20 protein-coding genes and 1 pseudogene are annotated in these 24,442 nt (G+C 58.8%); 18 read left to right on the forward strand and 3 right to left on the reverse strand.

The annotated features are described in order from the left end of the window. Nucleotides 1–92 precede the first annotated feature (92 nt). The 4 genes from thyA (at nt 93) to AB5405_RS00470 (ending at nt 3,967) form a co-directional block, all read left to right on the forward strand. On the forward strand, nt 93–941 hold the full coding sequence (gene thyA / locus AB5405_RS00455; protein WP_368137196.1) for a thymidylate synthase: 849 nt from the start codon (nt 93–95) through the stop codon (nt 939–941). Nucleotides 942–950: 9 nt separating this feature from the next. After that, nucleotides 951–1,469 carry a dihydrofolate reductase gene (locus tag AB5405_RS00460; protein WP_368137197.1) on the forward strand — a complete coding sequence of 173 codons (519 nt, stop codon included), beginning with the start codon at nt 951–953 and terminating at the stop codon, nt 1,467–1,469. Nucleotides 1,470–1,578: 109 nt separating this feature from the next. After that, a complete protein-coding gene (locus tag AB5405_RS00465; RefSeq protein ID WP_195362283.1) occupies nt 1,579–2,493 on the forward strand; it encodes a TrmH family RNA methyltransferase in 915 nt (304 codons plus the stop codon). Between the two features lie 124 nt (nt 2,494–2,617). Beyond that, complete coding sequence (locus tag AB5405_RS00470) at nt 2,618–3,967, forward strand: MATE family efflux transporter (protein WP_368137198.1); 1,350 nt, start codon at nt 2,618–2,620, stop codon at nt 3,965–3,967. Between the two features lie 129 nt (nt 3,968–4,096). Here AB5405_RS00470 and AB5405_RS00475 read toward each other — a convergent pair. Further along, nucleotides 4,097–4,551, reverse strand: a pseudogene (locus AB5405_RS00475) (cob(I)yrinic acid a,c-diamide adenosyltransferase). 122 nt (nt 4,552–4,673) lie between these two features. On the opposite strand from AB5405_RS00475, the gene ftsH reads away from it, so the two are divergent. Together ftsH and AB5405_RS00485 are read left to right on the forward strand one after the other, a co-directional pair. Continuing rightward, nucleotides 4,674–6,566, forward strand: coding sequence for an ATP-dependent zinc metalloprotease FtsH (gene ftsH, locus AB5405_RS00480; RefSeq protein ID WP_195520463.1), 1,893 nt, complete (start codon nt 4,674–4,676; stop codon nt 6,564–6,566). Between the two features lie 75 nt (nt 6,567–6,641). Next, nucleotides 6,642–7,097: a 2-thiouracil desulfurase family protein gene (locus AB5405_RS00485; RefSeq protein WP_217107866.1), complete on the forward strand. Its 456-nt coding sequence runs from the start codon at nt 6,642–6,644 to the stop codon at nt 7,095–7,097. A 48-nt stretch (nt 7,098–7,145) separates the two neighbouring features. Here the strand turns inward: AB5405_RS00485 and AB5405_RS00490 are convergent, their stop codons facing one another. Further along, nucleotides 7,146–8,228 (reverse strand): iron-containing alcohol dehydrogenase family protein, encoded by a 1,083-nt coding sequence (locus AB5405_RS00490; protein WP_217107867.1) that lies wholly within the window; start codon nt 8,226–8,228, stop codon nt 7,146–7,148. Between the two features lie 510 nt (nt 8,229–8,738). On the opposite strand from AB5405_RS00490, the gene ileS reads away from it, so the two are divergent. From ileS to AB5405_RS00545, 11 genes are all read left to right on the forward strand, one after another. Then, a complete protein-coding gene (gene ileS / locus AB5405_RS00495) occupies nt 8,739–11,516 on the forward strand; it encodes an isoleucine--tRNA ligase (protein WP_438265623.1) in 2,778 nt (925 codons plus the stop codon). A gap of 445 nt (nt 11,517–11,961) precedes the next feature. Next, nucleotides 11,962–12,489 carry a signal peptidase II gene (gene lspA / locus AB5405_RS00500; protein WP_368137201.1) on the forward strand — a complete coding sequence of 176 codons (528 nt, stop codon included), beginning with the start codon at nt 11,962–11,964 and terminating at the stop codon, nt 12,487–12,489. Next, nucleotides 12,489–13,502 (forward strand): RluA family pseudouridine synthase, encoded by a 1,014-nt coding sequence (locus AB5405_RS00505; RefSeq protein ID WP_271807284.1) that lies wholly within the window; start codon nt 12,489–12,491, stop codon nt 13,500–13,502. Before lspA ends, AB5405_RS00505 begins: the two co-directional genes overlap by 1 nt. An 82-nt stretch (nt 13,503–13,584) precedes the next feature. Further along, a complete protein-coding gene (locus AB5405_RS00510; protein WP_368137202.1) occupies nt 13,585–14,880 on the forward strand; it encodes a glycosyltransferase family 2 protein in 1,296 nt (431 codons plus the stop codon). A gap of 81 nt (nt 14,881–14,961) precedes the next feature. After that, entirely contained in the window at nt 14,962–15,384 is a 423-nt protein-coding gene (locus tag AB5405_RS00515; RefSeq protein ID WP_195625080.1) for a prepilin peptidase, read from the forward strand. Nucleotides 15,385–15,415: 31 nt separating this feature from the next. After that, nucleotides 15,416–16,663, forward strand: coding sequence for a deoxyguanosinetriphosphate triphosphohydrolase family protein (locus AB5405_RS00520; RefSeq protein ID WP_368137203.1), 1,248 nt, complete (start codon nt 15,416–15,418; stop codon nt 16,661–16,663). 60 nt (nt 16,664–16,723) lie between these two features. Then, nucleotides 16,724–18,073 carry a replication-associated recombination protein A gene (locus AB5405_RS00525; protein WP_271807288.1) on the forward strand — a complete coding sequence of 450 codons (1,350 nt, stop codon included), beginning with the start codon at nt 16,724–16,726 and terminating at the stop codon, nt 18,071–18,073. A 100-nt stretch (nt 18,074–18,173) separates the two neighbouring features. Continuing rightward, the gene (locus tag AB5405_RS00530; protein WP_343000850.1) at nt 18,174–18,761 is read left to right on the forward strand and encodes a hypothetical protein; all 588 of its coding nucleotides are present in this window, start codon (nt 18,174–18,176) and stop codon (nt 18,759–18,761) included. Continuing rightward, nucleotides 18,754–19,131 (forward strand): ATP-binding protein, encoded by a 378-nt coding sequence (locus tag AB5405_RS00535; protein WP_271737801.1) that lies wholly within the window; start codon nt 18,754–18,756, stop codon nt 19,129–19,131. Before AB5405_RS00530 ends, AB5405_RS00535 begins: the two co-directional genes overlap by 8 nt. A 1-nt stretch (nt 19,132) precedes the next feature. Further along, entirely contained in the window at nt 19,133–19,924 is a 792-nt protein-coding gene (locus tag AB5405_RS00540) for an RNA polymerase sigma factor SigF (protein ID WP_117564127.1), read from the forward strand. Further along, nucleotides 19,921–21,333, forward strand: coding sequence for an AI-2E family transporter (locus AB5405_RS00545; protein ID WP_368137204.1), 1,413 nt, complete (start codon nt 19,921–19,923; stop codon nt 21,331–21,333). The genes AB5405_RS00540 and AB5405_RS00545 overlap by 4 nt, the downstream gene beginning before the upstream one ends. Nucleotides 21,334–21,339: 6 nt before the next feature. Here the strand turns inward: AB5405_RS00545 and AB5405_RS00550 are convergent, their stop codons facing one another. Further along, nucleotides 21,340–21,579: a hypothetical protein gene (locus AB5405_RS00550; RefSeq protein WP_368137205.1), complete on the reverse strand. Its 240-nt coding sequence runs from the start codon at nt 21,577–21,579 to the stop codon at nt 21,340–21,342. A gap of 194 nt (nt 21,580–21,773) precedes the next feature. Between AB5405_RS00550 and alaS the strand changes: the two genes are divergently transcribed. After that, complete coding sequence (gene alaS / locus AB5405_RS00555; RefSeq protein ID WP_343000847.1) at nt 21,774–24,431, forward strand: alanine--tRNA ligase; 2,658 nt, start codon at nt 21,774–21,776, stop codon at nt 24,429–24,431. Nucleotides 24,432–24,442: the final 11 nt, after the last annotated feature.

A 24,442-nucleotide genomic window follows, 5' to 3' on the forward strand; every position in this document is an offset into this window, starting at 1 on the left:
TGTCAGAAAATGAGGGCTTATGTTTGGGCTGTGGGGCCGCGTGCGCCTGGGCTACAATGAATCTCGCTTGTAGGCGACTGACAGGAGGGTCAATGAGCAAAGCTGATCAACAGTTTGTAACCATGTGCCGCGATATCTTGGACCATGGCACCACCACCGAGGGCCAAAAGGTCCGCCCGGTGTGGGAGGACGGCACCCCTGCCTATACCATTAAAAACTTTGGTGTCACGGCGCGCTATGATCTGCGCGAGGAGTTCCCCGCGCTCACCCTGCGTCGTACGGCGCTTAAGTCTGCCATGGACGAGATTCTGTGGATCTATCAAAAGAAGTCCAATAACGTCCATGACCTCAACAGCCATATCTGGGATGAGTGGGCCGATGAGACCGGTTCCATCGGTAAAGCCTACGGCTATCAGATTGGTCAGAAGAGCCATTACGCCGAGGGCGACTTCGACCAGATTGACCGTGTACTGTACGACCTTAAGCACACGCCGTATAGTCGCCGCATTATGACCAATACGTACGTGTTTAGCGATCTGTCCGAGATGCACCTGTATCCATGCGCCTATAGCGTGACCTATAACGTGACGCAGCGTCCTCAGGACGACAAGCCGACGCTCAACATGATTCTCAACCAGCGCAGCCAGGACATTTTGGCCGCGAACAACTGGAACGTGTGCCAGTACGCCATTTTGCTGATGATGGTCGCGCAGTCGGTCGATATGATTCCCGGTGAGCTGCTGCACGTGATCGCCGACGCCCATATCTATGATCGTCATGTCGATATCGTCCGCGAGCTTATCGAGCGTCCGCAGTTTGCGGCACCCAAGGTAACGCTCAACCCCGATGTGCATGACTTCTATGCGTTTACGACCGATGACCTGATCGTCGAGGGCTATGAGCACGGCCCGCAGGTCAAGAACATTCCCATTGCGGTGTAGGTGGTGCTCATGACGTGTAAGCTATCTGCTATCGTCGCCGTGTGTGACGATTGGGGCATTGGGTGCGAGGGCGACATGGTGGTGTCCAATCGCGCCGATATGCGCCATTTTGTGGCCTGCACCAAGGGCTGCCCGGTTATCATGGGACGCAAGACGCTGCTGAGTTTTCCCGGCGGGCGTCCTCTCAAGAACCGCCGCAATATCGTGCTTACGCGCGATATGGGCTTTACCCACGAGGGCGTCGACGTGGTGCATAGCGTTGACGAAGCGCTCTCTGCGGTTGCCGATGAGCTCGTTGCCTGGGTGATCGGTGGCGGCGATGTCTATCGGCAGTTTTTGCCGTACTGCGTGGAGGCCGAGGTCACTCATAACCACTGCGTCCATCCCGTGGACACGTACTTTCCCGACTTGGACGCCGATCCCGCGTGGGAGATTGCGCAGCGTAGCGGGGTCGCGACGATTGCCGCCGGTGAGGGTGACGAGGGCGTCGATTATGAGTTCGTGACGTATCGTCGCATCGAGGCGTAAATCGTCTGGCGTGAACGGTATCATCGGGTTGATTGAATGCATGGGGCGGCGCTTAGCGTCGCCTCGTTTGGTATAGATGTGCTGTAAAGAAGGGTGCGGGCTGGCTGCTATGACTGATGCCGTTGAGGTTCTGCGAATTGATTCGCTCGAGGACGAGCGGCTCGATGCCTACGTGCGACTGACCGAGCGTGAGCTTCGCTGCGTGCTGGAGCCGCAAAAGGGCATCTTTATTGCGGAGAGCGCCAAGGTCATCGAGCGTGCCGTGCGCGCCGGATATGAGCCGGTGAGCTTTCTTCTGGGCGAGCGCTGGCTCGACCAGATGATGCCGCTGTTTGACCAGCTTGTCGTGCGCGAGGGAGCGGGTCCGGTTCCCGTGTTCGTGGCCTCCATGGAGCTCATGGAGCAGTTGACGGGCTTTAACGTGACGCGCGGCGCGCTGGCGGCGTTCCGTCGCCCGCGTCAGATTCCGGTTGATGAGTTCTTGGGCGGCGTCGTCGAGGCGGCGGGGGATCGTCCGGTGCGCGTGTGCGTGCTTGAGGGTATTGTCGATCACACCAATGTTGGCGCGATTTTCCGCTCGGCTGCCGCATTGAACGTTGACGGTATTTTGGTCAGCCCGACGTGCTGCGACCCGCTGTACCGTCGCTCGGCCCGCGTGAGCATGGGCACCGTGTTTCAGGTGCCGTGGACGCGCATTGGCAGCGAGGCTCGTGTGTGGCCGCATGATGGCCTGAGCGCGTTGCACGATGCCGGTTTTTCGTGTGCCGCTATGGCGTTGACGGACGATTCCGTATCGCTGGACGATCCCGTGCTGCAGGAGATTGACCGCTTGGCAATCTTTATGGGTACCGAGGGTGCCGGCTTGGGCGCCAAGACCATTGCCGGCTGTGACCACGCGGTGCGCATTCCGATGGCGCACGGGGTCGATTCGCTTAACGTGGCCGCGGCGAGCGCCGTCGCCTTTTGGCAGCTGTGCCCGCACGTGAGCAATGAGTATCACTACCAGCCGGGTTTGTATCACTAGGCAGTTTTCCGCACCGCGCTCTAATTCGGGGTGTTTCGGTCGCCGCCAGTCGGTGCTAAGCTAGTATTGGCTTTGGTCTTAAATTGCCGTTATGTTGTTTGACGTATGCTGGCGGGGAGGGCGTGTGGCTAAGAAATCTACGGCTATCGATGTAACGCAGGGTGTCATTTGGCAACAGCTGCTGTCGCTGTGCGTTCCCATCTTTTTTAGTTCGTTTTTTCAGCAGGCCTACACGCTTATCGGTACGTATATCGTTGGCCAGTTTGGCGGCAAGCTCGCGCTGGGTGGCATTCAAGCCACGATGGTGCTCACCGAGCTCTGCATTGGCTTTTGCGTTGGCGTCGGCGCCGGCTGCGCGGTCATTACCGGTCAGTATTTTGGCCAGCACGATGATGAGCGACTGAGTCGTTCGGTCCATACAGCCATGACGCTCGCGCTGGTGGGCGGTATCGCTTTCTCGATTCTTGGCATAGTGTTCGTTGAGCCCATGCTGGTGCTTATGAACACGCCGCATGAACTATTGGCCGAGGGTGTGGCCTATGCTCGCTGTTATTTTGCCGCGATGGTTGCGGCGCTGCTGCTGAATATGGGAACCGCACTGCTGCGTGCCGTGGGCGACACGCGCGGGCCCGCCGTGATCATTGCCTCTGGCTGCCTTGTTAACGTGGTGCTGGATATCATCTTTGTCGCTGTGTTGCATATGGAGGCGCTGGGCTGCGGCATCGCAGTGGCGCTGACCATTTGCTCCAATGCAACGATGATCATGTTGCGCATGATGCGCGCTCCGGGTGCATGGCGTCTTTCGCTGTCTAAGCTCGGTATCGATCGCGGTATTTGCAAGAGTATGATCTCGTGTGGTCTGCCACTCGGTTTTCAATCGGCTGCCTATTCGATCTCGAACGTGCTGATCCAGGTGTCGGTTAATTCGTTTGGCGCCGATGTCACGACTGCTTGGGGTCTATCTGGGCGCCTGGATGGCATTATCTGGATGGTGACCGAGGCGCTCGGCGTATCGATCACTACGTTCTCGGCGCAGAACTTTGGCGCGCGCAACTACGAGCGCATGCGCAAGGGCTACCATACGTCGCTCGTGCTGTCGTTTATGCTCATTGGTGGCCTGTCTGCCGTGCTGCTGGTGTTCTCGGGTCCGTTGTCGCGTCTGTTTGTCGACGATGCTTCGATTTCGGCGTACACCACGACCATCCTCCATTTCATTGCGCCGTTCTATGCGATTTTCTCGATTATCGAGAACGCCTCGGGTTCCATCCGCGGCGCCGGCGTGAGTCTGCAGCCTATGATGCTCACCATCTTTGGCACCGTCGTACTCAGGGTGATTTGGGTGTTTGCGATCATGCCCTTCGATCCGTCGCTCGAGCATCTACTGCTGGTCTACCCCGTAACCTGGCTCATCACGGCCACGCTGTTCACCATCTACCACCACAGCGGCAACTGGCTAGGTCGCGCCACCGCCTAGCTCATCCGTCGGATACCCCTGATAAGTTGCGGTGAAATAGTTCCTGAAAAGCCCTTGCGGACCGTCAAACAAGTACTATTCCACCGCAACTTCCTTATGAGCTGTAGGTGTTGGCGGAAAACGAATCAATTAGTATTCGATGCCTTGGCGGGCTAGGAGGCCTTCGTCGAAGTAGTGTTTGATGGGACGCATTTCGGTGACTAAGTCCGCGAGGTCGGCCAACGGCAGCAGCCCGCGGCCGGTGAGCACGAGTTCCGTGGTGGCGGGCTTTATCGCGATCAGCGCTTCGACATCCTCGCGTGTCACGAAGCCGCGGCGCATAGCCTCGCCGAGTTCGTCCAAAATCAGAACGTCGACCTGTGATATCTGCTCGTGTGCTAGCTCCAGAATCTGTGCCGCGCAGGCCTCGGGGTGTCGCGGTCGGCTTGTACGATGCGCAGACCCAAACGGGGCGCCGCATCATGCTCGGCGCAGTGCAGTTTCTTGGCAGACTGCAGCCTAAGAACGTTAAGTCCATAGCCCGTGGCGCGCAGCGCGAGCCCCAGCGCAGCCGTCGTCTTGCCCTTGCCGTCGCCTGTATAGATTTGAACCTTGCCGACCTACAGTGATGCCATCTCTGTCCTTTCGTGCCCGGCGTCGGTTTATCGTCGCTCGGGTTGGGTATTCTAGAAACCATTATCAACCCCAGTAGATGGAGTTCAAGCAGATGGAGATGGATGACAACAAGCGTAGACGGAATATGATCCTCTACGTGCTCATCGCCTTCGTCGTCTACCTCGTGCTCTCGACCGTTCTGTTCCCCAACATCGGTCACACGCAGCAGATTACGAAGACCGACTACTCGACGTTTGTCAAAGCGCTCGATAAGAAGAGCGTCGACAAGGTCGAGTACAACACGGACGATTACACCATTTATTACACCAAGAAGGGCGAGGACGAGAACATCGCCTATAAGACGACCGGTGTGCCGAATGATGCGGGCTTTACCGATCGCGTGCTTGAGTCTGGCGCTTCGCTGGAGTCGGTCGTTCCCGATAAAAACTCGGGTTTGATGACCTACTACCTGCTCACTCTCATTCTTCCCATGGCGATTTTCTTCCTCATCGGTTGGTGGCTTAACCGCCGCATGAAGAAGGCTATGGGCGATGACGGCCCGTCGATGAACTTTGGTGGCGGCGGTTTTGGCGGCGGCGGACTGGGTAAGTCCGGCGCGCGCGTGATCGCCTCCAAGGACGTGGGCGTGACCTTTAAGGACGTCGCCGGCCAGGAAGAGGCCAAGGAGTCTCTCAAGGAGGTCGTCGACTTTCTGGAGAAGCCGCAGCGCTACGAGGAGATCGGCGCCAAGCTGCCGCGCGGTGCTCTCCTTGTTGGCCCTCCGGGTACCGGTAAGACCCTGCTTGCCAAGGCTGTTGCCGGCGAGGCCGGTGTTCCGTTCTTTAGCATTTCGGGCTCTGAGTTCGTTGAGATGTTTGTTGGTCGCGGCGCTGCAAAGGTTCGTGACCTGTTTAAGCAGGCCAAGGAAAAGGCCCCGTGTATCGTCTTTATCGATGAGATCGATACCATCGGTAAGAAGCGCGATGGCGGCGGCTTTAGCGGCAACGACGAGCGCGAGCAGACGCTCAATCAGTTGCTGACCGAGATGGATGGCTTCGATAACCACAAGGGTATCGTTGTCCTTGCCGCAACCAACCGCCCCGACAGTCTCGATCCCGCTCTACTGCGCCCCGGTCGTTTTGACCGCCGCATCCCCGTCGAGTTGCCCGATCTGACCGGCCGTAAGAACATCCTCGAGCTCCACGCCAAGAGTGTGAAGACCGAGCCGCCGATCGATCTGACCGCGATTGCCCGTGCCACGCCCGGTGCCTCGGGCGCCGACCTGGCCAATATCATCAACGAGGGCGCCCTGCGTGCCGTTCGCGAAGGTCGCAAGCGTGCAACCCAGGACGACTTCGAGGAGTCGGTGGAGGTCGTTATTGCCGGTCAACAGCGTAAGTCCACGGTGCTTTCCGACCACGAGAAGCAGGTCGTTTCCTACCATGAGATCGGCCATGCCATTGTTGCCGCTCGCCAGAAGGGCTCTGCGCCTGTCACGAAGATCACCATCGTGCCACGCACGAGCGGTGCTCTGGGCTACACCATGCAGGTCGAGGAGGATGAGCGCTTCCTGACCACACGCCAGGAGGTCCTGGACAAGCTCGCCGTCTACTGCGGTGGCCGTGCGGCCGAGGAGCTCATCTTTGGTGAGATGACGACTGGCGCCGCCAACGATATCGAGCAGGCCACCAAGCTCGCCCGCAACATGGTGACGCGCTTTGGTATGTCCGACGAGTTTGGCATGATGGCGCTCGGTACCGTCCAGAATGCGTACCTCAACCAGGATACGTCGCTCACCTGCGCCCCCGGTACGGCCGAGCGCGTGGACGCGATTGTCGCCAAGCTGATCGAGGATGCGCACGACCGCGCCCTGCAGATCCTGAAGGAGAACAAGTTCAAGCTCCACGAGCTGGCTCGTTATCTGTACAAGAAGGAGACGATCACGGGCGAGGAGTTCATGAATCTCCTCACGCGCGAAAATCCGCTGATGCCGAAGCAGCAGTAATACTAGTTGTGCAGTGTCAATCGCCCCATTTGAGTTTCTATCTCAAATGGGGCGTTTTGTTTGGGAGGGATATGTATGAAGATCGTGGTGAGTGCCTGCTTGATGGGCGAGAGCTGCAAATATAACGGGCTCGATAACTACCATCGCGAACTGGTCGAAGCGTGCGAACGTACGGGGACCGAGGTCCTGTTGGTGTGCCCTGAGGTCTTTGGCGGTCTGCCCACACCGCGCAAGCCGTCCGAGATTGTGAACGGAGAGGTTCGTACCTGCGAGGGCATATCGGTCGATCGCGAATTTCGCCTGGGTGCCCAACGAGCGCTCGATATGTGCGAGCAGGCGGGCGGGCCGGAAGAGATCGCCGCGTGCATCCTGCAGGACCGTAGTCCCTCGTGCGGCGCGGGTCGCATCTACGACGGAACATTCAGCGGCGCCCCTACGGCGGGCAACGGCGTCTTCGTTGATTTACTGCTCCGCCACGGTTATCGCGTGATCCCGGCTAGCGAGTTCGACCCCAGCATGCTGGAGCAATAAAAAACCACCACAAAGGTACTGCTCCCTTGTGGTGGTTTTGGGTTAGAGCTAGAGGGTGTGGCCGTAGGCGTTGGCAGCTTTGATGGCGGCGGCGAATTTTTCGTCGGTGAAGGGCTCGGGGTTTCCCTGCTTCCACTCGTTGGTGGCGTGCGCGTATTCGCACAGGGCCGGGATATCTGCCTCGGTAAGGCCAACCTGCTCAAGCGTTACGGGCAGCCCCATCTGCTTGTTAAAGGCGGCGTAGCGCTCAAGGTTCTCGGTATCGCCCGTATAGGCAAACAGTACCAGCACGCCCAGGCTCACGACCTCGCCATGCAGGTAGGTGCCCTCACGCGGAATGCTGCAGGTGGCGTTGTAGAACGCGTGCGCCACGCTCGAGTTGTAGTAATAATCGTTCTGGTTGGTCAGGTTCGAGACATAGCCCGTGTTGACAACGATGTCGAGCGCGATCTGCTTGACGGCCTCGCTCGACAGATTCTGGCGCACATCCTCAAGACCCTGCACACCATAGGTAAACAGCGGCTCGGAGCAGGTGTGGGCGAGTGCCAGGCCAAGACCGGCGGTGTGCTCCAGGTTGCCGGCGCTCGTGGCGTATTCGACCTCGGGCTGCTTAGACAGGGCATCGCCCACGCCGGCCCAGAAGTACTCTGCCGGTGCCTCGGCGATGATCTTGGGGTTGATGAAGATGTGCGCCGGTCGGTTGGGGTACGAATAGCCCTCGAGCGAGCCATCGTCATTGTAGACAACGGCAATGGCGGTCGCGGCCGAGCAGTTGGAGCAAATCGTCGGTACGGTAAAGACGATCTTCTTGAGCTCGATGGCCGCCGTCTTCACAGTGTCGAGTGCCTTGCCGCCGCCACATGCGATGAGCACGTCGGCTTCCTGGCAGGCAGGGGAGTTCACGACCTTGGCGATATTGGCACGCGTACTGTTGGTGCCATAGACGCGCGTCTCCAGGACCTCGACATCGGTACCTTCAAGTGCCGCCTCGATTCCCGGCAGCGCCGCAGCCAGGGCTCGCTTGCCGCCAATGATGGCGACCTTGGTCGCTCCGTACTCGGCCAGTGCGGCGGGCAGCTCGGTAAAGCAATCCTCGCCAACGGTATAATCACTCATTCCAATCGTGCGCATGGCAACCTTCTTTCTTTCGATAAAGTGCTTTCAGGTATTTTGCTCCTAGAGAAGGTCCACAGCCGCGAGAAATTTCGAACGTATAAAACCAGTGTTGAGGGTTTTTCGCCGGCGCGGAACGTGCTAGCATACTCCGCATAAGCGTTGATGGGGACGAGTAGTCGGCCGTCCGCATGTTACAGAGAGCGGGGAGCGCTGAGAACCCGTGCATGCGACCGATGAAAATCACCCCGGAGCTGCGGTCCCAACGGACGCGTCGCACAGGCTCGTCCTAGTAGATATCGCCGAGATGGTCGTCGATACAGGCCAGCCGAGTAACGGATGCGAGCGCGCGAATACGCGGGCGAGGGCATCTAAGCTGGGTGGTTAAACGAAGAGCTTTTGCGGGCGTACAGTCCGTTTTGTGGCGCTTCGTCCCAGCTTGTAGGGACGGGCGCTTTTTTGGTGCCCAGCGGGCGTGCGCGCCCATGACATGAAAGGGGTACCGTGGCAAACGAGTACAAGCAGACGATGAATCTGCCCAAGACCGGTTTTCCCATGCGTGCCGGTCTTTCCAAGTCCGAGCCCAAGCGACTCAAGGACTGGCAGGACAACAAGGTCTACGAGCAGGTTCTGAAGAAGAACGAGGGTCACAAGAAGTTCGTGCTGCACGACGGCCCTCCGTACGCCAACGGCCCGATCCACATCGGCCACGCCATGAACAAGATCTCCAAGGACATGATCAACCGTTACTGGATGATGCAGGGCTATGAGGTTCCCTATGTCCCCGGTTGGGACTGTCACGGTCAGCCGATCGAGCACAAGGTCGAGGAAAAGCTCGGCACCGAGAAGTTCAACCAGACCTCCACGGCCAAGATCCGCGAGCTTTGCAACGAGTTCGCTGTCGAGAACATCGAGCTCCAGAAGGCCGGCTTCCGTCGCTTGGGCGTGCTTGGCGACTGGGACAACCCGTATCTGACGCTCTATCACCAGCACGACGCCGCCGACATCGAGGTCTTCAAGGCCATGTTCGATAAGGGCATGATCTATCGCGGTCACAAGCCGGTTCACTGGTGCAAGCACTGCCACACCGCGCTGGCCGAGGCCGAGATCGAGTACTCCGACGAGACGAGCCCGTCCATTTTCGTGCGCTTCGAGATGACTTCCAAGCCCGCCGGCCTCGAGAACTTCGACGGCCCGGTTGACTTTATCATCTGGACGACCACGCCGTGGACCATCCCCTCCGACCAGGCCGTTTCCCTCAAGCCCGGCGCCGCCTACGTTGCCGTTGAGCACGATGGTCGTGCCGAGGTCATGCTCGAGGACCTGGCTCCCAAGTGCTGTGAGGAGTTTGGCTGGGAGTACACCCCGGTTATGGTCGACGGCAAGCCCTATGTGGTTCCCGCCGAGACCTTCCACCACATCCACTACAAGCAGCCAATCTTTGACGGTGTTGAGGGCGTGGCGCTGCTGGCCGATTACGTCGGTGTCGATGACGGTACCGGTATCGTCCACAACTCGCCCGGCCACGGCGTCGACGACTACTTTGCCTGCCTCAAGGAGGGCATCACCGACATCTGCATGCCGGTCGATGACGACGGCAAGTTCTACACCGGCGAGGAGTTTGGCACCGGTGGCCCCTTCAGCGGTATGGATACCGATGAGGCCAACCCGCACATCATCGAGTTCCTGCGCGAGCGCGGCACCCTGGTCCTCGAGAAGAAGATCACGCACAGCTATCCGCACTGCTGGCGCTGCAAGCACCCGGTGCTCTTCCGTGCTACTGACCAGTGGTTTGTCTCTATGGACAAGACCGGTTTGCGTGAGCAGGCTGGCAAGGAGGTTCGCGAGAACGTCAAGTGGTATCCGGCTCACGCCGCCAATCGCATCGGCGCCATGGTCGAGCAGCGTCCCGACTGGTGCATCAGCCGTCAGCGCAACTGGGGCGTGCCTATCCCCAGCTACACCTGCGCCGACTGCGGCGAGAAGGTCATGAACGACGCCACGCTCGACGCCGTCATCAAGCTCTTCCACGAGAAGGGTTCCGACGCCTGGTTCACCGACGCTCCCGAGAGCTACCTGGGCGAGGCCTGCGTCTGCCCCAAGTGCGGCGGTCATCACCTCAAGGCCGATAAGGACATCCTCGACGTGTGGTGGGATTCCGGCGTGTCTTGGAAGGCCGTCTGCGAGTATCGCCCTGAGCTTGAGTACCCGGCGGATGTGTACCTCGAGGGCTCCGACCAGCACCGCGGTTGGTTCCAGAGCTCGCTGCTCACCTCGGTGGGTGCCAACGGCCATGCTCCGTACAAGGCGGTCGTCTCGCAGGGCTTCACCCTCGACGGCCAGGGCCGTAAGATGTCCAAGTCGCTCGGCAACGTCATCGACCCCAACAAGGTCTGCGACGAGATGGGCGCCGACATCATCCGTCTGTGGGTTGCGTCCGTCGATACCAGCTCCGACGTGTCCATCGACCACGAGATTCTTGCTCGTACGTCCGATGCCTACCGTCGTTTCCGCAACACGCTGCGCTTCCTGCTCTCCGAGCTCGAGGGTCAGTTTGAGCCCGAGAGCGACGGCGTCGCCTTTGCCGATCTGCTGCCGCTCGACAAGCTCATGGTTGCCCGTCTGACCCAGGTTCAGGCTGAGGTCGACGATGCCTACGCCAGCTACGAGTTCCCGCGCGCCTACCGTGCGCTTTACGACTTCGTGGTTACCGAGCTTTCCAACGTGTATCTCGACGCCCTGAAGGACCGTCTGTACTGCGACAAGCCCGGCTCGCTCGAGCGCCGCAGCGCACAGACCGTGCTGGCCGAGCTCTTCTCGATGCTCATGCGCGATCTGCAGCCGATCCTGTCCTACACGGTCGATGAGGCCATGGCCTATGCGCCCGCCGGCTGCGTCGATCACCAGAAGTACGCCGCGCTGCTCGATTGGTACAAGTCGCCCATCACGGTCGACGAGGCCAATGAGTTTGAGGGTGTGCTCGAGGCTTCGCTCGAACTCCGTAGCGCCGTGACCAAGTCCCTTGAGGATGCCCGCTCTGCCGGCACCTTCACCAAGAGCCAGCAGGTTCGCGTCAAGGCGGTCGTTCCCGCCGAGATGTACGCGCTGCTGACCGGCGACAAGGCTGTCGACCTGGCCGAGTTCTACATCGTCTCCGATGTTGAGCTGACCCTGGGCGAGGAGCTCTCCGTTGCTATCGAGGCTGCCGAGGGCGAGTGCTGCGACCGTTGCTGGAACTACCGCACCACCGTCGGCGAGTACAACGGCCACGCGCATATTTGCAAGCGCTGCGCCGATGCTTTGTAGGTTACGGCGTTCGTAGAACGCCGTAACCTACCGACGCTGCAAACGCCCCTAAGCGGCAATCTGACGTTCAATCGTCGGTCGCGTACCAAAGTACGCTTCCCTCCTCTTTCACGTCACCTTGCTCGCTTAGGGACGTTTTCGCTGTTGGTGACGATAACGCGGCGTTTCCATTGCTGGAGCTAGAGGCTTTCTTTCGACTTGCGTTTTTAGTCGAAAGCTATTAAGCGACATTCCGTTATTCGGAATGTCGCTTTCGTTTTTAGCTGGTTATTTCGCTTGCGTTGGTGGATATGTCGTGCGTTCTGCGTATGGCAATATAAGATAGTTCTTTGCGTTAAACGTAATTCGATGTTCTTGAGGGTAGGGGATTGATTTGGGTCGTGCTGGGGAAATGACGCCGCCTTTGCGTTGGCGGTTGGGTGTTGCTGGTGGGGTGGCGCTCGTTGTGCTGCTTGTTGACCAGCTGACCAAGCTTGCGGTTCGTGCCGTGGGCGAAGCTTTGCATGTGACTGTCATCCCCGGCGTCATCGACTTTATGTTTGTCCGCAATATCGGTGCTGCCTTTAGTATGGGCGAGGGGCATGGCATCGCGTTTGCCGTGCTGGCGTTGGCGGTCATTATCGCTATTGCCGTGTACCTCGTTCGTGCACCCCAGCTTGCCCATCTTGAGGTTGTGGGCATGGCGATGGTTGCGGGCGGTGCTATTGGCAACGCTATCGATCGTTTGGCCTTTGGCTTCGTGACCGATTTTATTGCCACCACCTTCATCGACTTCCCCGTCTTCAATGTGGCCGATATCGGCATTACCTTGGGCGTCGTGCTCGCCCTCTTCGGATACATGTTCTTGAGCCCCGCGGCCCGTGAGGTCGACGCGACCGCTGAGCTTAACGCCCGTGACGAGGCCCGCGCCAAGCGCAAGGCCCAGCAGCGTGGGGAGCGTGCCCGCAAGATTCGCGAAAGGAATGAGCGTTAATGGCCGACATCCATATTCTTGTTGCCGACGATTGCTCTGGCCAGCGTCTCGACGCCTTTCTGGGTGCCAACGACGGCTGCCCCACGCGCTCTGCCTGCGCGCATCTGATTGAGGGCGGTGCCGTATGTGTCAATGGTGAGACCTGCCTGTCCAAAAAGTACGCCGTGCGAGCCGGCGACCGTATTTCGGTCGACCTCCCCGAGCCGCACGACCCGACCGACGTGATTCCCGAGGCCATTCCCCTCGATATCCGCTATGAGGACGACTACCTTATCGTGCTCTCCAAGCAGCGCGGCCTGGTGTGCCATCCTGCGCATGGCCATGAGAGCGGTACGCTCGCGAATGCCCTGGTCTATCACTGCGGTATCGATCATCTGGGCACCGTGCAGGGCGAGGACCGCCCCGGTATTGTGCATCGCCTGGATCGCGATACCTCGGGTCTCATGCTTGCGGCAAAGGACGACGACACCCAGCGCGCGCTCCAAAATCTCATCCGCACGCGTACGCTCGACCGTCGCTATATCACACTTGTTCACGGGCACATCGCCATGGACGAGGGCACCATCAACACCGGCATTGCCCGATCGACGCGCGACCGTGTCAAGATGGCGGTTTCGGACGATCCTTTCGCGCGCCAGGCCATTACGACCTTTAAGGTCCTCGAGCGCTTTGATTCCACGCGATTTGACGACGGCTATACGCTCGTCGAGTGCCACCTGTTTACGGGCCGTACGCATCAGATTCGCGTACACATGCGTCATATCAACCACGCCTGCGTGGGCGATCAACTCTACGGCAAGTGCGATGCACGCGCCGATCAGGGTCTGACCAGGCAATTCCTTCATTCCTGGCGCGTCGCATTCGACCATCCCGTGACGGGCGAGCGCATCGAATGCCGCGACGAGCTGCCGTGGGATCTCGCTGCGGTTCTTGACGACCTGGCCCCGCGCTCGCTTGGTCGCACCGCCGCCGGCGACGACATCGTCCCGCAGCTTGGCCTGCTCGAAGCCTAGCCGGTATTAGGTGGTTTCTTGAACTCGGTAAGCCTGCGGTAAGATATACGATTGTTTACGTAACGCGTTCCTGGGAGCCTGCATGCTCGCCTTTTTACAAACCAACACGCCCATCGTGATCTTCAACCAGATTGTCGTCACGCTGCTCACGGTCTGCTTTCTGTACCAGGTGGTCTTCTTTGTCATTGGCGCCCTTCGTGGCGAGGTCGCGCCTCCCAAGGCCAAAAAACTCCATCGCTATGCCTTTTTTATCGCGGCGCATAATGAGGAGGCCGTGATCGCCAACCTCGTTCGCTCCATCAAGGACCAGGATTATCCGTCCGAGCTCATCGAGGTTTTCGTGGTCGCCGATGCCTGCACCGACAACACGGCGCAGCTCGCGCGCGAGGCCGGTGCCATTGTTTACGAGCGCAATGACCTGGCCCGCAAGGGCAAGAGCTGGGTCATGGACTTTGGCTTCGACCGCATTCTCAACGAGTATCCCGACACGTTTGAGGGCTACTTTATCTTCGATGCCGATAACGTTATCTCCCGCGATTACGTTTCCAAGATGAATGATGCCTTTGACCAGGGCTTCCATGTGGTCACGAGCTATCGCAATTCCAAGAACTTCGGCAGCTCGTGGATCTCGGCTGCTAATGCCACGTGGTATCTACGCGAGGCGCGCTTCCTCAACAACGCGCGTAATATCTGCAAGACGTCCTGCGCTGTTTCGGGTTCGGGCTACCTCATCTCCGCCAGCGTTATCGAGGGCATGCACGGTTGGCAGTTCCACACGCTGACCGAGGACATTCAGTTCACCACGTTCTGCGCCATTCACGGCATTCGCATTGGCTATGCGCCGGCGGAGTTCTTTGACGAACAACCCGTGACGTTTAAGGCGTCCTGGAAACAGCGCATGCGTTGGACCAAGGGCTTCTACCAGGTGTTCTTTACTTACGGTAAGCACCTGGTCAAGTCGATCTTCCGCTACCATCGCTTTGCCGCCTACGACATGTTCATGACGATCGCCCCGGGTATGCTGCTGTCGCTCATCTCGATGCTCGCCAATGCGACGTTCCTGATCGTGGGTGGACTCTCGAACGGCTTTTTGGCTACCGAAGTCGAGATGCAGGCCTGTGCCGCTTCGCTCATTATGACCTTCGCCATGATGTATCTGACTTTCTTTATCCTGGCGCTGCTCACGACTATCTTTGAGTACAAGCACATTCACTGCGCGCAAAAGTGGCGTCTGGTGACTAACCTGTTTACCTTCCCGATCTTTATGTTCAGCTATATCCCCATCACGGTGGCCGCGCTGTTCCTGAAGGTCGACTGGGTCCCGACGCAGCACGCCGTCAGCGTTACCCTTGACGAGGTCATGCAAGGCGCCAAATAACCACCACCAAAACCACCGCAAAGGGGACAGGCACCTTTGTGGTGGTTTTTGCTTTTGAGCAGCTGCTCAAGGAGGTTTTCGATGATCTATATCCCGTTTTGGATTTGCATCTTTGCCGGCGCGTGGATTGATGCCCGTGAGCGGCGGTTTCCCAATGAGCTTGCCGGCGCATGTGCCGTGGCGGCGTTAGCAGGCGTTTGGCTCGACAGGGGCGTTAACACTGCACTTGATCATGCCGGTCTTGCGGTCATCGTCTACCTTGCCCTTGTGCTTACTGAGTCGCTCTGGCGGCGCCTTCGTCAAGCCCCGGGGATTGGCATGGGGGACGCCAAAGCACTCTTCGCGCTTTGCACGCTCGACCCTATGGGTGGCATCGTGGCATTTGCCGTCGCACTCCTGGCTCTGGCCCTTTCCTGCCTCTTCACAAAATCGCGCTCCCTGCCATTGCTCCCGTTTTTAGTGCCGATTTTTGCCATAATCGAGGTCGTGGGCTGCACTTTGTAACCGATTGCGCATCCTTCTTAAGGAGCATGCCATGGAATCTAATCAAGAAACGGCCGTCATTAAGGCGCGCATGGACCGTATTCCCTCAGCGTTGTCGCCCGAGCTTGTCGAGCGCATTGCCGCCGATCGTGCTTCGGGCTATGTCAACCCGTATCGTTGCAACGATGATCAGGTCATTCGTCGTATTGATCGCGCTGCCGACAAAGGCACGCTTATGCGTCCGGCGTTTATGCGCGATACCGAAAAGATACTTCATCTTCCGGCTTACACCCGGTATGCGGGCAAAACGCAGGTCTTTAGCTTTCGTAGCAATGACGATCTGTCACGCCGCGGTTTGCACGTGCAGCTTGTCTCGCGCATTGCGCGCGATATCGGTCGCGCCCTGGGGCTCAATTGCGATCTGATCGAGGCGATTGGCCTGGGCCACGACTTGGGACACACGCCTTTCGGCCATTCCGGCGAGCGCTTCCTCAACGATATCTATCACGAGCGTACGGGGCGTTATTTTTTCCATAACGTGCAGTCGGTCCGCGTGCTCGACGCGTTGTATGGCCGCAACGTGTCGCTCCAGACGCTCGACGGCGTGCTATGCCATAACGGCGAGTACGAGCAGCGTGTGTTTGAGCTCTCGGACATGGGCTCCTTTGACCAGTTTGACCAGACGGTTGAGGATTGCATTGCCACGGGCTATAGCGCAATTGAGCATCTGCGTCCCATGACGCTCGAGGGCTGCGTCGTTCGCATCTCGGATATTCTTGCCTACGTCGGTCGTGACCGTCAGGATGCGATCGCGGCGGGCCTGCTTTCGCCCGACGCTTTTGATGATGGCCGGGGCGGTACCTACAACAGTTGGATCCTCACGCATGCCTCCATCGATATCGTTGAGCACAGCTATGGTAAGCCGCGTATCGAGATGAGCGAGGACCTGTTTGAGGAAATCCGCCGGGCCAAGCGGGAGAACTACGAGAAGATCTATAGCAAGGGCGGTATCGAAGGCGATTCCGAGGTGGAGCTGCGCGAGGCGTTCGAAAAGCTCTACGACCGTTGCCTGCGGGATCTAAACAGTGGCGACGAGTCCTCTTACATCTTTAAGCACCATATTTCGCGCATTGAGCAGCAGCTTTCCTACTATGATCGCACCTATGCCTGGCAGGACGACAAGGATCAAGCCGTGGTGGATTATATCGCGAGCATGACGGACGGTTATTTCTGCGAGCTGACGAGCAAGCTGTTCCCTGGTCTGGAGTTTCCGCACCGTACCTATATTAACGAACGGTAGTTCGTATTAATTCGGTATACTGTTAGTGGAAAACGTTTTTGATTGATACACGGGATGGCTATGGACGACCTTTTTTCTGCTTCGACGCGCGAGCGTTCCTTTCAGAATGCGCCGCTTGCGGTGCGCATGCGCCCCAATTCGCTCGACGAGTACGTGGGCCAGCAAAAGGCCGTCGGTAAGGGCTCATGGTTGCGTGCCGCGATCGAGCACGACGTGCTTTCGAGCGTGATTCTGTACGGGCCGGCAGGTACGGGTAAGACGACGCTGGCCCACATTATCGCCAACCATACCAAGAGCGAGTTTGTCGAGGTCAGCGCCGTGACGGGTACCGTAAAGGATCTTCGCCGCGTGATTGACGAGGCCAAGACGCGCCTGAATACCTACGACCGCCGCACTATTCTATTCATCGACGAGATTCATCGCTTCTCTAAGTCGCAGCAGGATGCGCTTTTGCATGCGGTTGAGAACCGTACCGTCATTATGATTGGCGCCACGACGGAGAATCCGTACTTCGAGGTCAACTCGGCATTGCTCTCGCGCGGTCGCGTGGTGGAGCTTGAGCATCTTAAAGACGAGGATATCGCCACGCTTATCGAGCGTGCGCTCGAGGCGCCGCAGGGTTTGAACGGCAAGTTCTCGGCCGATGAGGATACGGTTAAGACCATCTGCACGCTGGCAGCGGGTGACGCTCGCTCGGCGCTCACGACGCTCGAACTTGCGAGCGAGATTGCCGTCACGCGTCCCGATACCGAGGGAACGCCAGCGCCCGCGGCGGGGGAGCGCTATCCCATCACCGTGGATGACGTGAAGATCGCCAATCCGCGTCGTGGATTTTCGTATGACAAAAACGGCGACATGCACTACGACATCATCAGTGCGTTTATTAAGTCCATGCGCGGTAGCGACCCCGATGCCACGATCTATTGGCTCGCGCGCATGATTGATGCGGGGGAGGATCCCAAGTTTATCGCTCGCCGTATTATGATTCAGGCTTCTGAGGATGTTGGCAACGCCGACCCGCAGGCGCTTTTGGTGGCGCATGCCGCGTTTAAGTCTGCCGAGGTCATTGGCTATCCCGAGTGCCGCATTAACCTGGCTCAGGCTGCACTCTATGTGTGTTTGGCCCCTAAATCCAACGCGTGTGAGGCTTCGATTGATGCGGCGCTGGCCGATATCCATTCTAGTGGGCTTCGCGAGGTGCCGAGTTATCTGCGCGATCGCCATCGCCCAGGCAGCGACGACTACGGTGTGTATAAATACCCGCACGATTATCCCGAAGGCTGGGTCGATCAGCGCTATTTACCCGAAGGCTTAGAACGCGGTGCATTTTGGCAGCCTGCCGGCCGTGGTTGGGAAGAATGGCGCGTAGAGCAAAGCGAACGCGACCGCAGCGGGAATGCACCGAAGTAGCTGCTGATAATTTTGTCCCACGTTGCTGCTCTTAGCATGTTCGGTCCCCTTTGGGGTACCATGGAAAACGTCTGTATTTCGATTCTTCCGGGAGGCTTGTATGAGTCCCATTCAAATCGCCCTGCTGCTACTCGCCGTTGCCGGCGTGTGGGCCATCGTTGAGCTCGCGCTCACCCTGCGCAAAACCCGCACCGTTGTCGATTCGCTCGACAAGACGGTGACCGACCTCAACAATACGATTGCTGAGGCACAGCCCGTGGTGGCAAAGCTCGATGGTGCTGTTGACGAACTCACGCCGGCACTTGCCCAGGTGGAGCCGCTGCTCAAGTCGAGCAAGACCGCCGTTGACGCTCTGACGTCCAACCTCGTTGAGGTTGAGGCCGTCGTTCGCGACATCTCCGAGGTTACGGGCAGTATGGCCGAGGCCAGCAATGCTGTGTCGAGCGTGACTGATTCTGCGGCAGGTGCCGTGCAGAAACTCTTTAACAAGGTGAAGGCTCCTGCAGCTGACACCGAGCGCAAGCTCGCCGCTGCTGCTGCGGAGGCAGAGCGGCCTACCGAGCGCGTCCTAATTGACGAGGACGATGACGCTGCTGGTGACGATGATGGCCAGAATCCAGCTGTTAAAGCGGCCCAGTATTACACCTACATGCCCTCCGAGACCTCTGAGGAGTCCTGCGATGAGTAGCGAAGCAACCTGCCCCATCACGCTGACCGTTGCCGGCGACCCGCGTCTCGCTCGCCTTGTGCGCATGACGGCAGCCAACGTTGGTGCCCTGTGTTCCATGTCTGTCGATCGCATCGAGGACATCCGCATGGCTGCCGAGGAAGCCTTTATCTTTGGCTGCACGGCTGTTGATTCCGACGACATCTCAATCAAATTCGATGTCGATGAATCTCACGTTGGCATGACCTTTACCTTTGGCGATCAGGCCACCGTCGACGAGGATGACCAGGCTACTGTTTATGCCGAGCTTATTTTGGCGAGCGTGTGCGACTCCTACGAAAAGACTGCGGCGCCCCTGACGCTTTCCCTCGACCTCAAGGCGGATATCTAATATGACCGAACGTTCCCGGAGCGGCAAGACCGCTTGGGACAAGGAGAAAACCCGCGAGCTGTTTCGTCGCTACAAGGAGACTGGTGATCCGGACGCCCGCGAGCAGCTCGTCATGTCCCATATGAACCTGGTAAGGTTTCTTGCCAATAAATTTAAGAATCGCGGCGAGCCGCTCGACGACCTGATGCAGGTTGGCTATCTGGGTCTGCTCAAGGCTATCGACCGCTTTGACCCCGAGCGCGGACTCGAGTTCACGACGTTTGCGACACCCACTATCCTGGGCGAGATCAAACGCCATTTCCGCGACAAGGGCTGGAGCGTGCGCGTACCGCGTCGTCTGCAGGAGCTCTCGGCCAAGGTCAACCAGGCTACTGACAAACTTACCAACGAGCTGCAGCGTTCGCCCAAGGTTGAGGAGATCGCTGAGTATCTAGATGTGACTGTCGATGAGGTCCTCGAGGCTATGGAATCGTCTTCGGCCTATACCTCGGTGCCCATCGAGGCTCCTGGTGCGTCCGATTCCGACGATGCGCCCTCGATTCTCGACCGTTACGCCGACGATGACAACGAGCTCGACTTTACCGATGACCGCCTGGTGATCGAGGAAGCCATCCGCGATTTTTCGCCGCGCGAGCGCGAGGTTATCGAGCTGCGCTTCGTGAAGGGCATGACCCAGATCGAGATCGCCAAGAAGCTGGGTATTTCTCAGGTGCAGGTTTCGCGTCTGCTGCGCCGCACGCTTAAGAAGATTCAGGACAAGATCGACCCCGACGGAGTGATGGTTCGTTCATGAGTGAGCACCCTCAACAAACCGATCGCGTGCTGCGCGACACCCGCATTCTGACGCTGCGCATTTGGGCTGTTGTCGGCTGCATTGTTATTGCTGCTGTCATCTTTAACCTTATGGGCATCCTGGCACCGGTTATTGAGTTTCTTGCCGTCGGCTCCATCATTGCTTTTGTGATGTCCCCGATCACCAACTGGCTCGAGCACCATGGCGTGAATCGCGGCATCGGTTCGCTTATCGCGCTTATTGTTGTTGTTGCCGTGCTCGTCGGTGTCGTTTGCATCTTGTCGCCGATTCTCTTTGGTCAGATCATGGAAGTCCTGAGCCGCCTGCCCGAGCAGCTTCGTGTTGCGGGTGGCGATCTCAATGAGATGATCTCGCATGCCAAGACGCTCAACAACACGCCGCTCAAGGAGTATTTGGACGATAATCTTTCGTCCCTGGTTGCCGTGGCATCGAAGTATGTGTCTCAGATCGCTGCCGAGCTTGGCCGCGGCGTGTTCCCGCTCATCACCAATACGGCCTCGCAGTTGTTCGTGATCTTCCTTGGTCTGGTGCTTGCATACTGGATGGCCTGCGACTACCCTCGCATGCACCACGAGATTTGCACCATCATCGGTCAGGAGAAGGAGACCTCGTACCGCTTTATGGTCGCCATCCTTTCTCGCTCTGTCGGCGGCTATATGCGCGGTATGGTCGTGACGTCCATCTGCGGTGGTTTCCTCGCCTTTATCGGTTTTATGATCATCGGCCATCCGTATGCGGCGCTCATGGCTATCTTTACCGGCATCATGCATTTGGTTCCGGTCGTCGGTCCTTGGGTGAGCGCAGCAATCGCCACAGTGCTCGGTTTCATGTTCAGCCCCATGCTGGCGTTATGGACGCTCATCGTGACGATGGTCGCGCAAAACGTCACCGATAACGTGATTTCCCCTAAGGTTATGCAGAGCTCGGTGCAGGTGCATCCCATCATGAGCCTCACGGCGCTCGTTATCGGCTCGGCACTCATGGGCCCCATCGGCATGATTATTGCCATCCCGCTTTGTGCGGCCCTTAAGGGTATCTTCGTGTACTACTTCGAGAATGAGACCGGCCGTCAGCTTGTGGCCTATGACGGCGCCGTGTTTAAGGGCACGCCGTACCGCGATGCCGATGGCAACCCGGTCGCCGCCTACGACGCGCTCGGCGACGACACCTTCATCTACGAGTCCGAGCTCATCGGCAACGAGACTGCGCCCGAGGCCAAGGCGATGCCTAAGCCCGAGTTCGATAATCCCTGGATCAAGCTCTCGGGTTTGCAACCCGATGCCACGGGCTTCTTCAAGAATCCCTTCGCCAAGGACGATGACTCCAACTCGGACGACGATACCAAAACCGGCATCGACGGCTCCATGGACGATTCGGATTCTAAATAAGCCCCGTTAGCGTTTCTTGAAGTTGTAAATGACAAGAAACGCGAGCAAAGCGATTGATAAGGGGCCGGCTACGTAGAAAAAGAGAACGTCAATTGTGCGTAGAGTGTAATAAGCCTTATCGCCTGACATTACTGCATACAATACGTAGCCAAATGCTGGTTGGTTTGCGTACCAGCAGGAGAAGGCCAAGAGCGCTAAAAGTGCTACTACTAGAAGTGCATTCAGGACAAATCGTTTGGTATTCATCGTTCGCTCCTTCCGGATGATTCTTATATGGTATTTTACTAAAACTATTTTTTAAAGGATTGCTTAGTCCTAAATAACATGCACTTTCGCTGGAGGGTCGCTGTTTGGCGGCCCTCTTTTTTGCACTTGCGCGGCGGGATGGTAATATCGTTACGTTTGAACTGTTTCGATGTGAAACCGAGGAGATTCCCTCTATGAGTGCTGACTACCCGTCAATGACTACGGCCGAGATTCGCTCCAAGTTCCTCAACTTCTTTGAGGAGCGCGGTCTTAAGCTCTATCCTTCTTCGTCCCTCGTCCCCGACGATCCTTCGCTGCTGCTTGCCAATGCCGGCATGAACCAGTTTAAGGAGTACTACCAGGGCAAGAAGACCATGAAGGAGATCGGCGCGATCTCCTGCCAGAAGTGCGTCCGCACCAATGACATCGATTGCATCGGCGAGGACGGCCGTCACTTGTCGTTCTTCGAGATGCTCGGCGATTTCTCTTTTGGCGGCGTCTCCAAGGAGCAGGCTTGCGCCTGGGCCTTTGAGCTCATCACCAAGGAGTTCAAGCTGCCTCTCGACCGCCTGTACTTCACCGTCTTTACCGAGGACGACGAGACCCACGACGTGTGGCGTTCTCTGGGCGTTGCCGAGGACCACATCTCCCGCTTGGGCGAGGACGACAACTTCTGGGCCGCTGGCCCCACCGGCCCCTGCGGTCCGTGCTCCGAGATCTACTTTGACATGGGCGAGGAGGTCGGCTGCGGCAGCCCCGACTGCAAGCCTGGCTGCGACTGCGACCGCTTCCTTGAGTTCTGGAACCTCGTGTTTACCCAGTACGACCGTCAGGAGGACGGCTCCATGCCGGAGCTGCCGCACCGCAACCTCGATACGGGCATGGGCCTGGAGCGCATGGCCGCCATCATGCAGCACAAGACCGCCAATTACGACGGCGATTTGATGCAGCATCTCATCAAGCTGGGCGAGGAGATCAGCGGCAAGACCTATGACGCCGACGATTACTCCGGTGCCAGCCGCTCCTTGCGCATCATCGCCGACCACTCCCGTGCTGTCGACTTTATGATCTCGGACGGCATCCTTCCCGGTAACGAGGGTCGTGAGTACGTCCTTCGCCGCCTGCTCCGCCGCGCCGTGTTCCACGGTCGCCTGTTGGGCATCGAGGGTGCCTTCCTGACCAAGTTTATCGACGAGGTCAACGCTCAGATGGGCGAGGCCTATCCCGAATTGCTCAAGAACGTCGCGCTCGTCAAGGGTATCGTTGCCTCCGAGGAGGAGCGCTTCTCCACGACGCTCGACAACGGCCGCGTTTACCTGGACGAGGCTCTGGCAGCGCTTGCCGAGGGCGCTGTGCTTCCGGGCGATGTCGCCTTTAAGCTGCACGATACCTTTGGTTTCCCCATCGACCTGACCGTCGAGATCGCCGGCACCGCCGGTCACGACGTCGACATGGACGGCTTTACTGCCTGCATGGAGGACCAGAAGGCCCGCGCCCGCGCTAACGCCAAGGGCGATGCCTGGGGCAGCTTCAACGATGTGTGGGTCGAGCTTTCCGACAAGGTCGCTGCGACCGAGTTCGACGGCTATGACAACGATGTGATCGAGGGCGCCAAGGTTGTCGCCATCGTGCGCAACGGCGAGTCCGTCGATTCCGCTGCCGCCGGCGAGGACGTCGAGGTCGTGCTCGACCGCACCCCGTTCTATGCCGAGATGGGCGGCCAGCAGGGCGACGCCGGCAAGCTTTCCGCTGAGGGCGTTGTTCTGACCGTTGCCGACACCAAGAACCACAACGGCCTGTATGCCCACGTCGCGCACGTTGCCGATGGCACGCTGACTGTCGGTGCCGCTGTTACCGCCGCGCTCGACGCCGAGCGCCGTGGCTTCCTGCGCCGCAACCACACCGCCACGCACCTGCTCGACGCTGCCCTTAAGCAGGTCCTGGGCGAGCACGTCTCCCAGGCCGGCTCGCTGGTGACGCCCGAGCACCTTCGCTTTGACTTCACGCACTTCGAGGCCCTTTCCTCCGAGCAGCTCAAGGCTGTAGAGGACCTGGTCAACCAGCAGATCTTCGCCTCCAAGCCGGTTGTGACCCGTGTTATGGGCATCGACGAGGCTAAGGCTGCCGGCGCTGTCGCTCTGTTTGGAGAGAAGTACGGCGATGTCGTCCGCGTCGTCTCCGTGGGCGCCGAGGACCAGCCGTTCTCCCGCGAGCTCTGTGGTGGCACCCATGCCGCCAATACCGCCGAGATTGGCCTGTTCAAGATCATTTCCGAGTCCTCCACGGGCTCCAATGTCCGCCGTATCGAAGCCGTGACCTCCAAGGGTGCTCTCGACTATATGGCCGACCGCCTGGCACTCGTTGACGCCGCCGCCGCTGCGCTCAAGTGCCGCGTCGACGAGGTTCCCGCCCGTGTGGAGAACCTGCAGGTCGAGCTGCGCGAGACGTCCAATAAACTCAAGAAGGCGCTCACCGGTGGCTCTTCCGATGCGATCTCCAGCGCCATCGAGGGTGCTGTCGAGCTCGGTGGCTACAAGCTCGTCGTTGCTGAGCTCCAGGGCCTTGAAGCTGCCGACCTGCGCAACGTATGGGATACCGTGCACCAGAAGGTCGCCGGCCCTGTCGCTTGTGTCGTCGCAAGCGTGACTGAGAAGGGCACTCCGGCCCTGCTCGCTGCCGGCTCCGATGACGCCGTGAAGGCCGGGTTCCACGCCGGTAACGTGATCAAGCAGATCGCGGGTCTGGTCGACGGTCGCGGTGGTGGCCGTCCCAACATGGCCCAGGCCGGTGGCAAGAATGCCGCCGGCATCGCCGATGCCCTCGCGGCCGCCAAGACCGCGCTCGGCGCCTAAGAATCTAGGTA

The sequence above is a fragment of the Collinsella aerofaciens genome (genome assembly GCF_040920445.1).
Lineage (GTDB): Bacteria > Actinomycetota > Coriobacteriia > Coriobacteriales > Coriobacteriaceae > Collinsella > Collinsella aerofaciens_BH.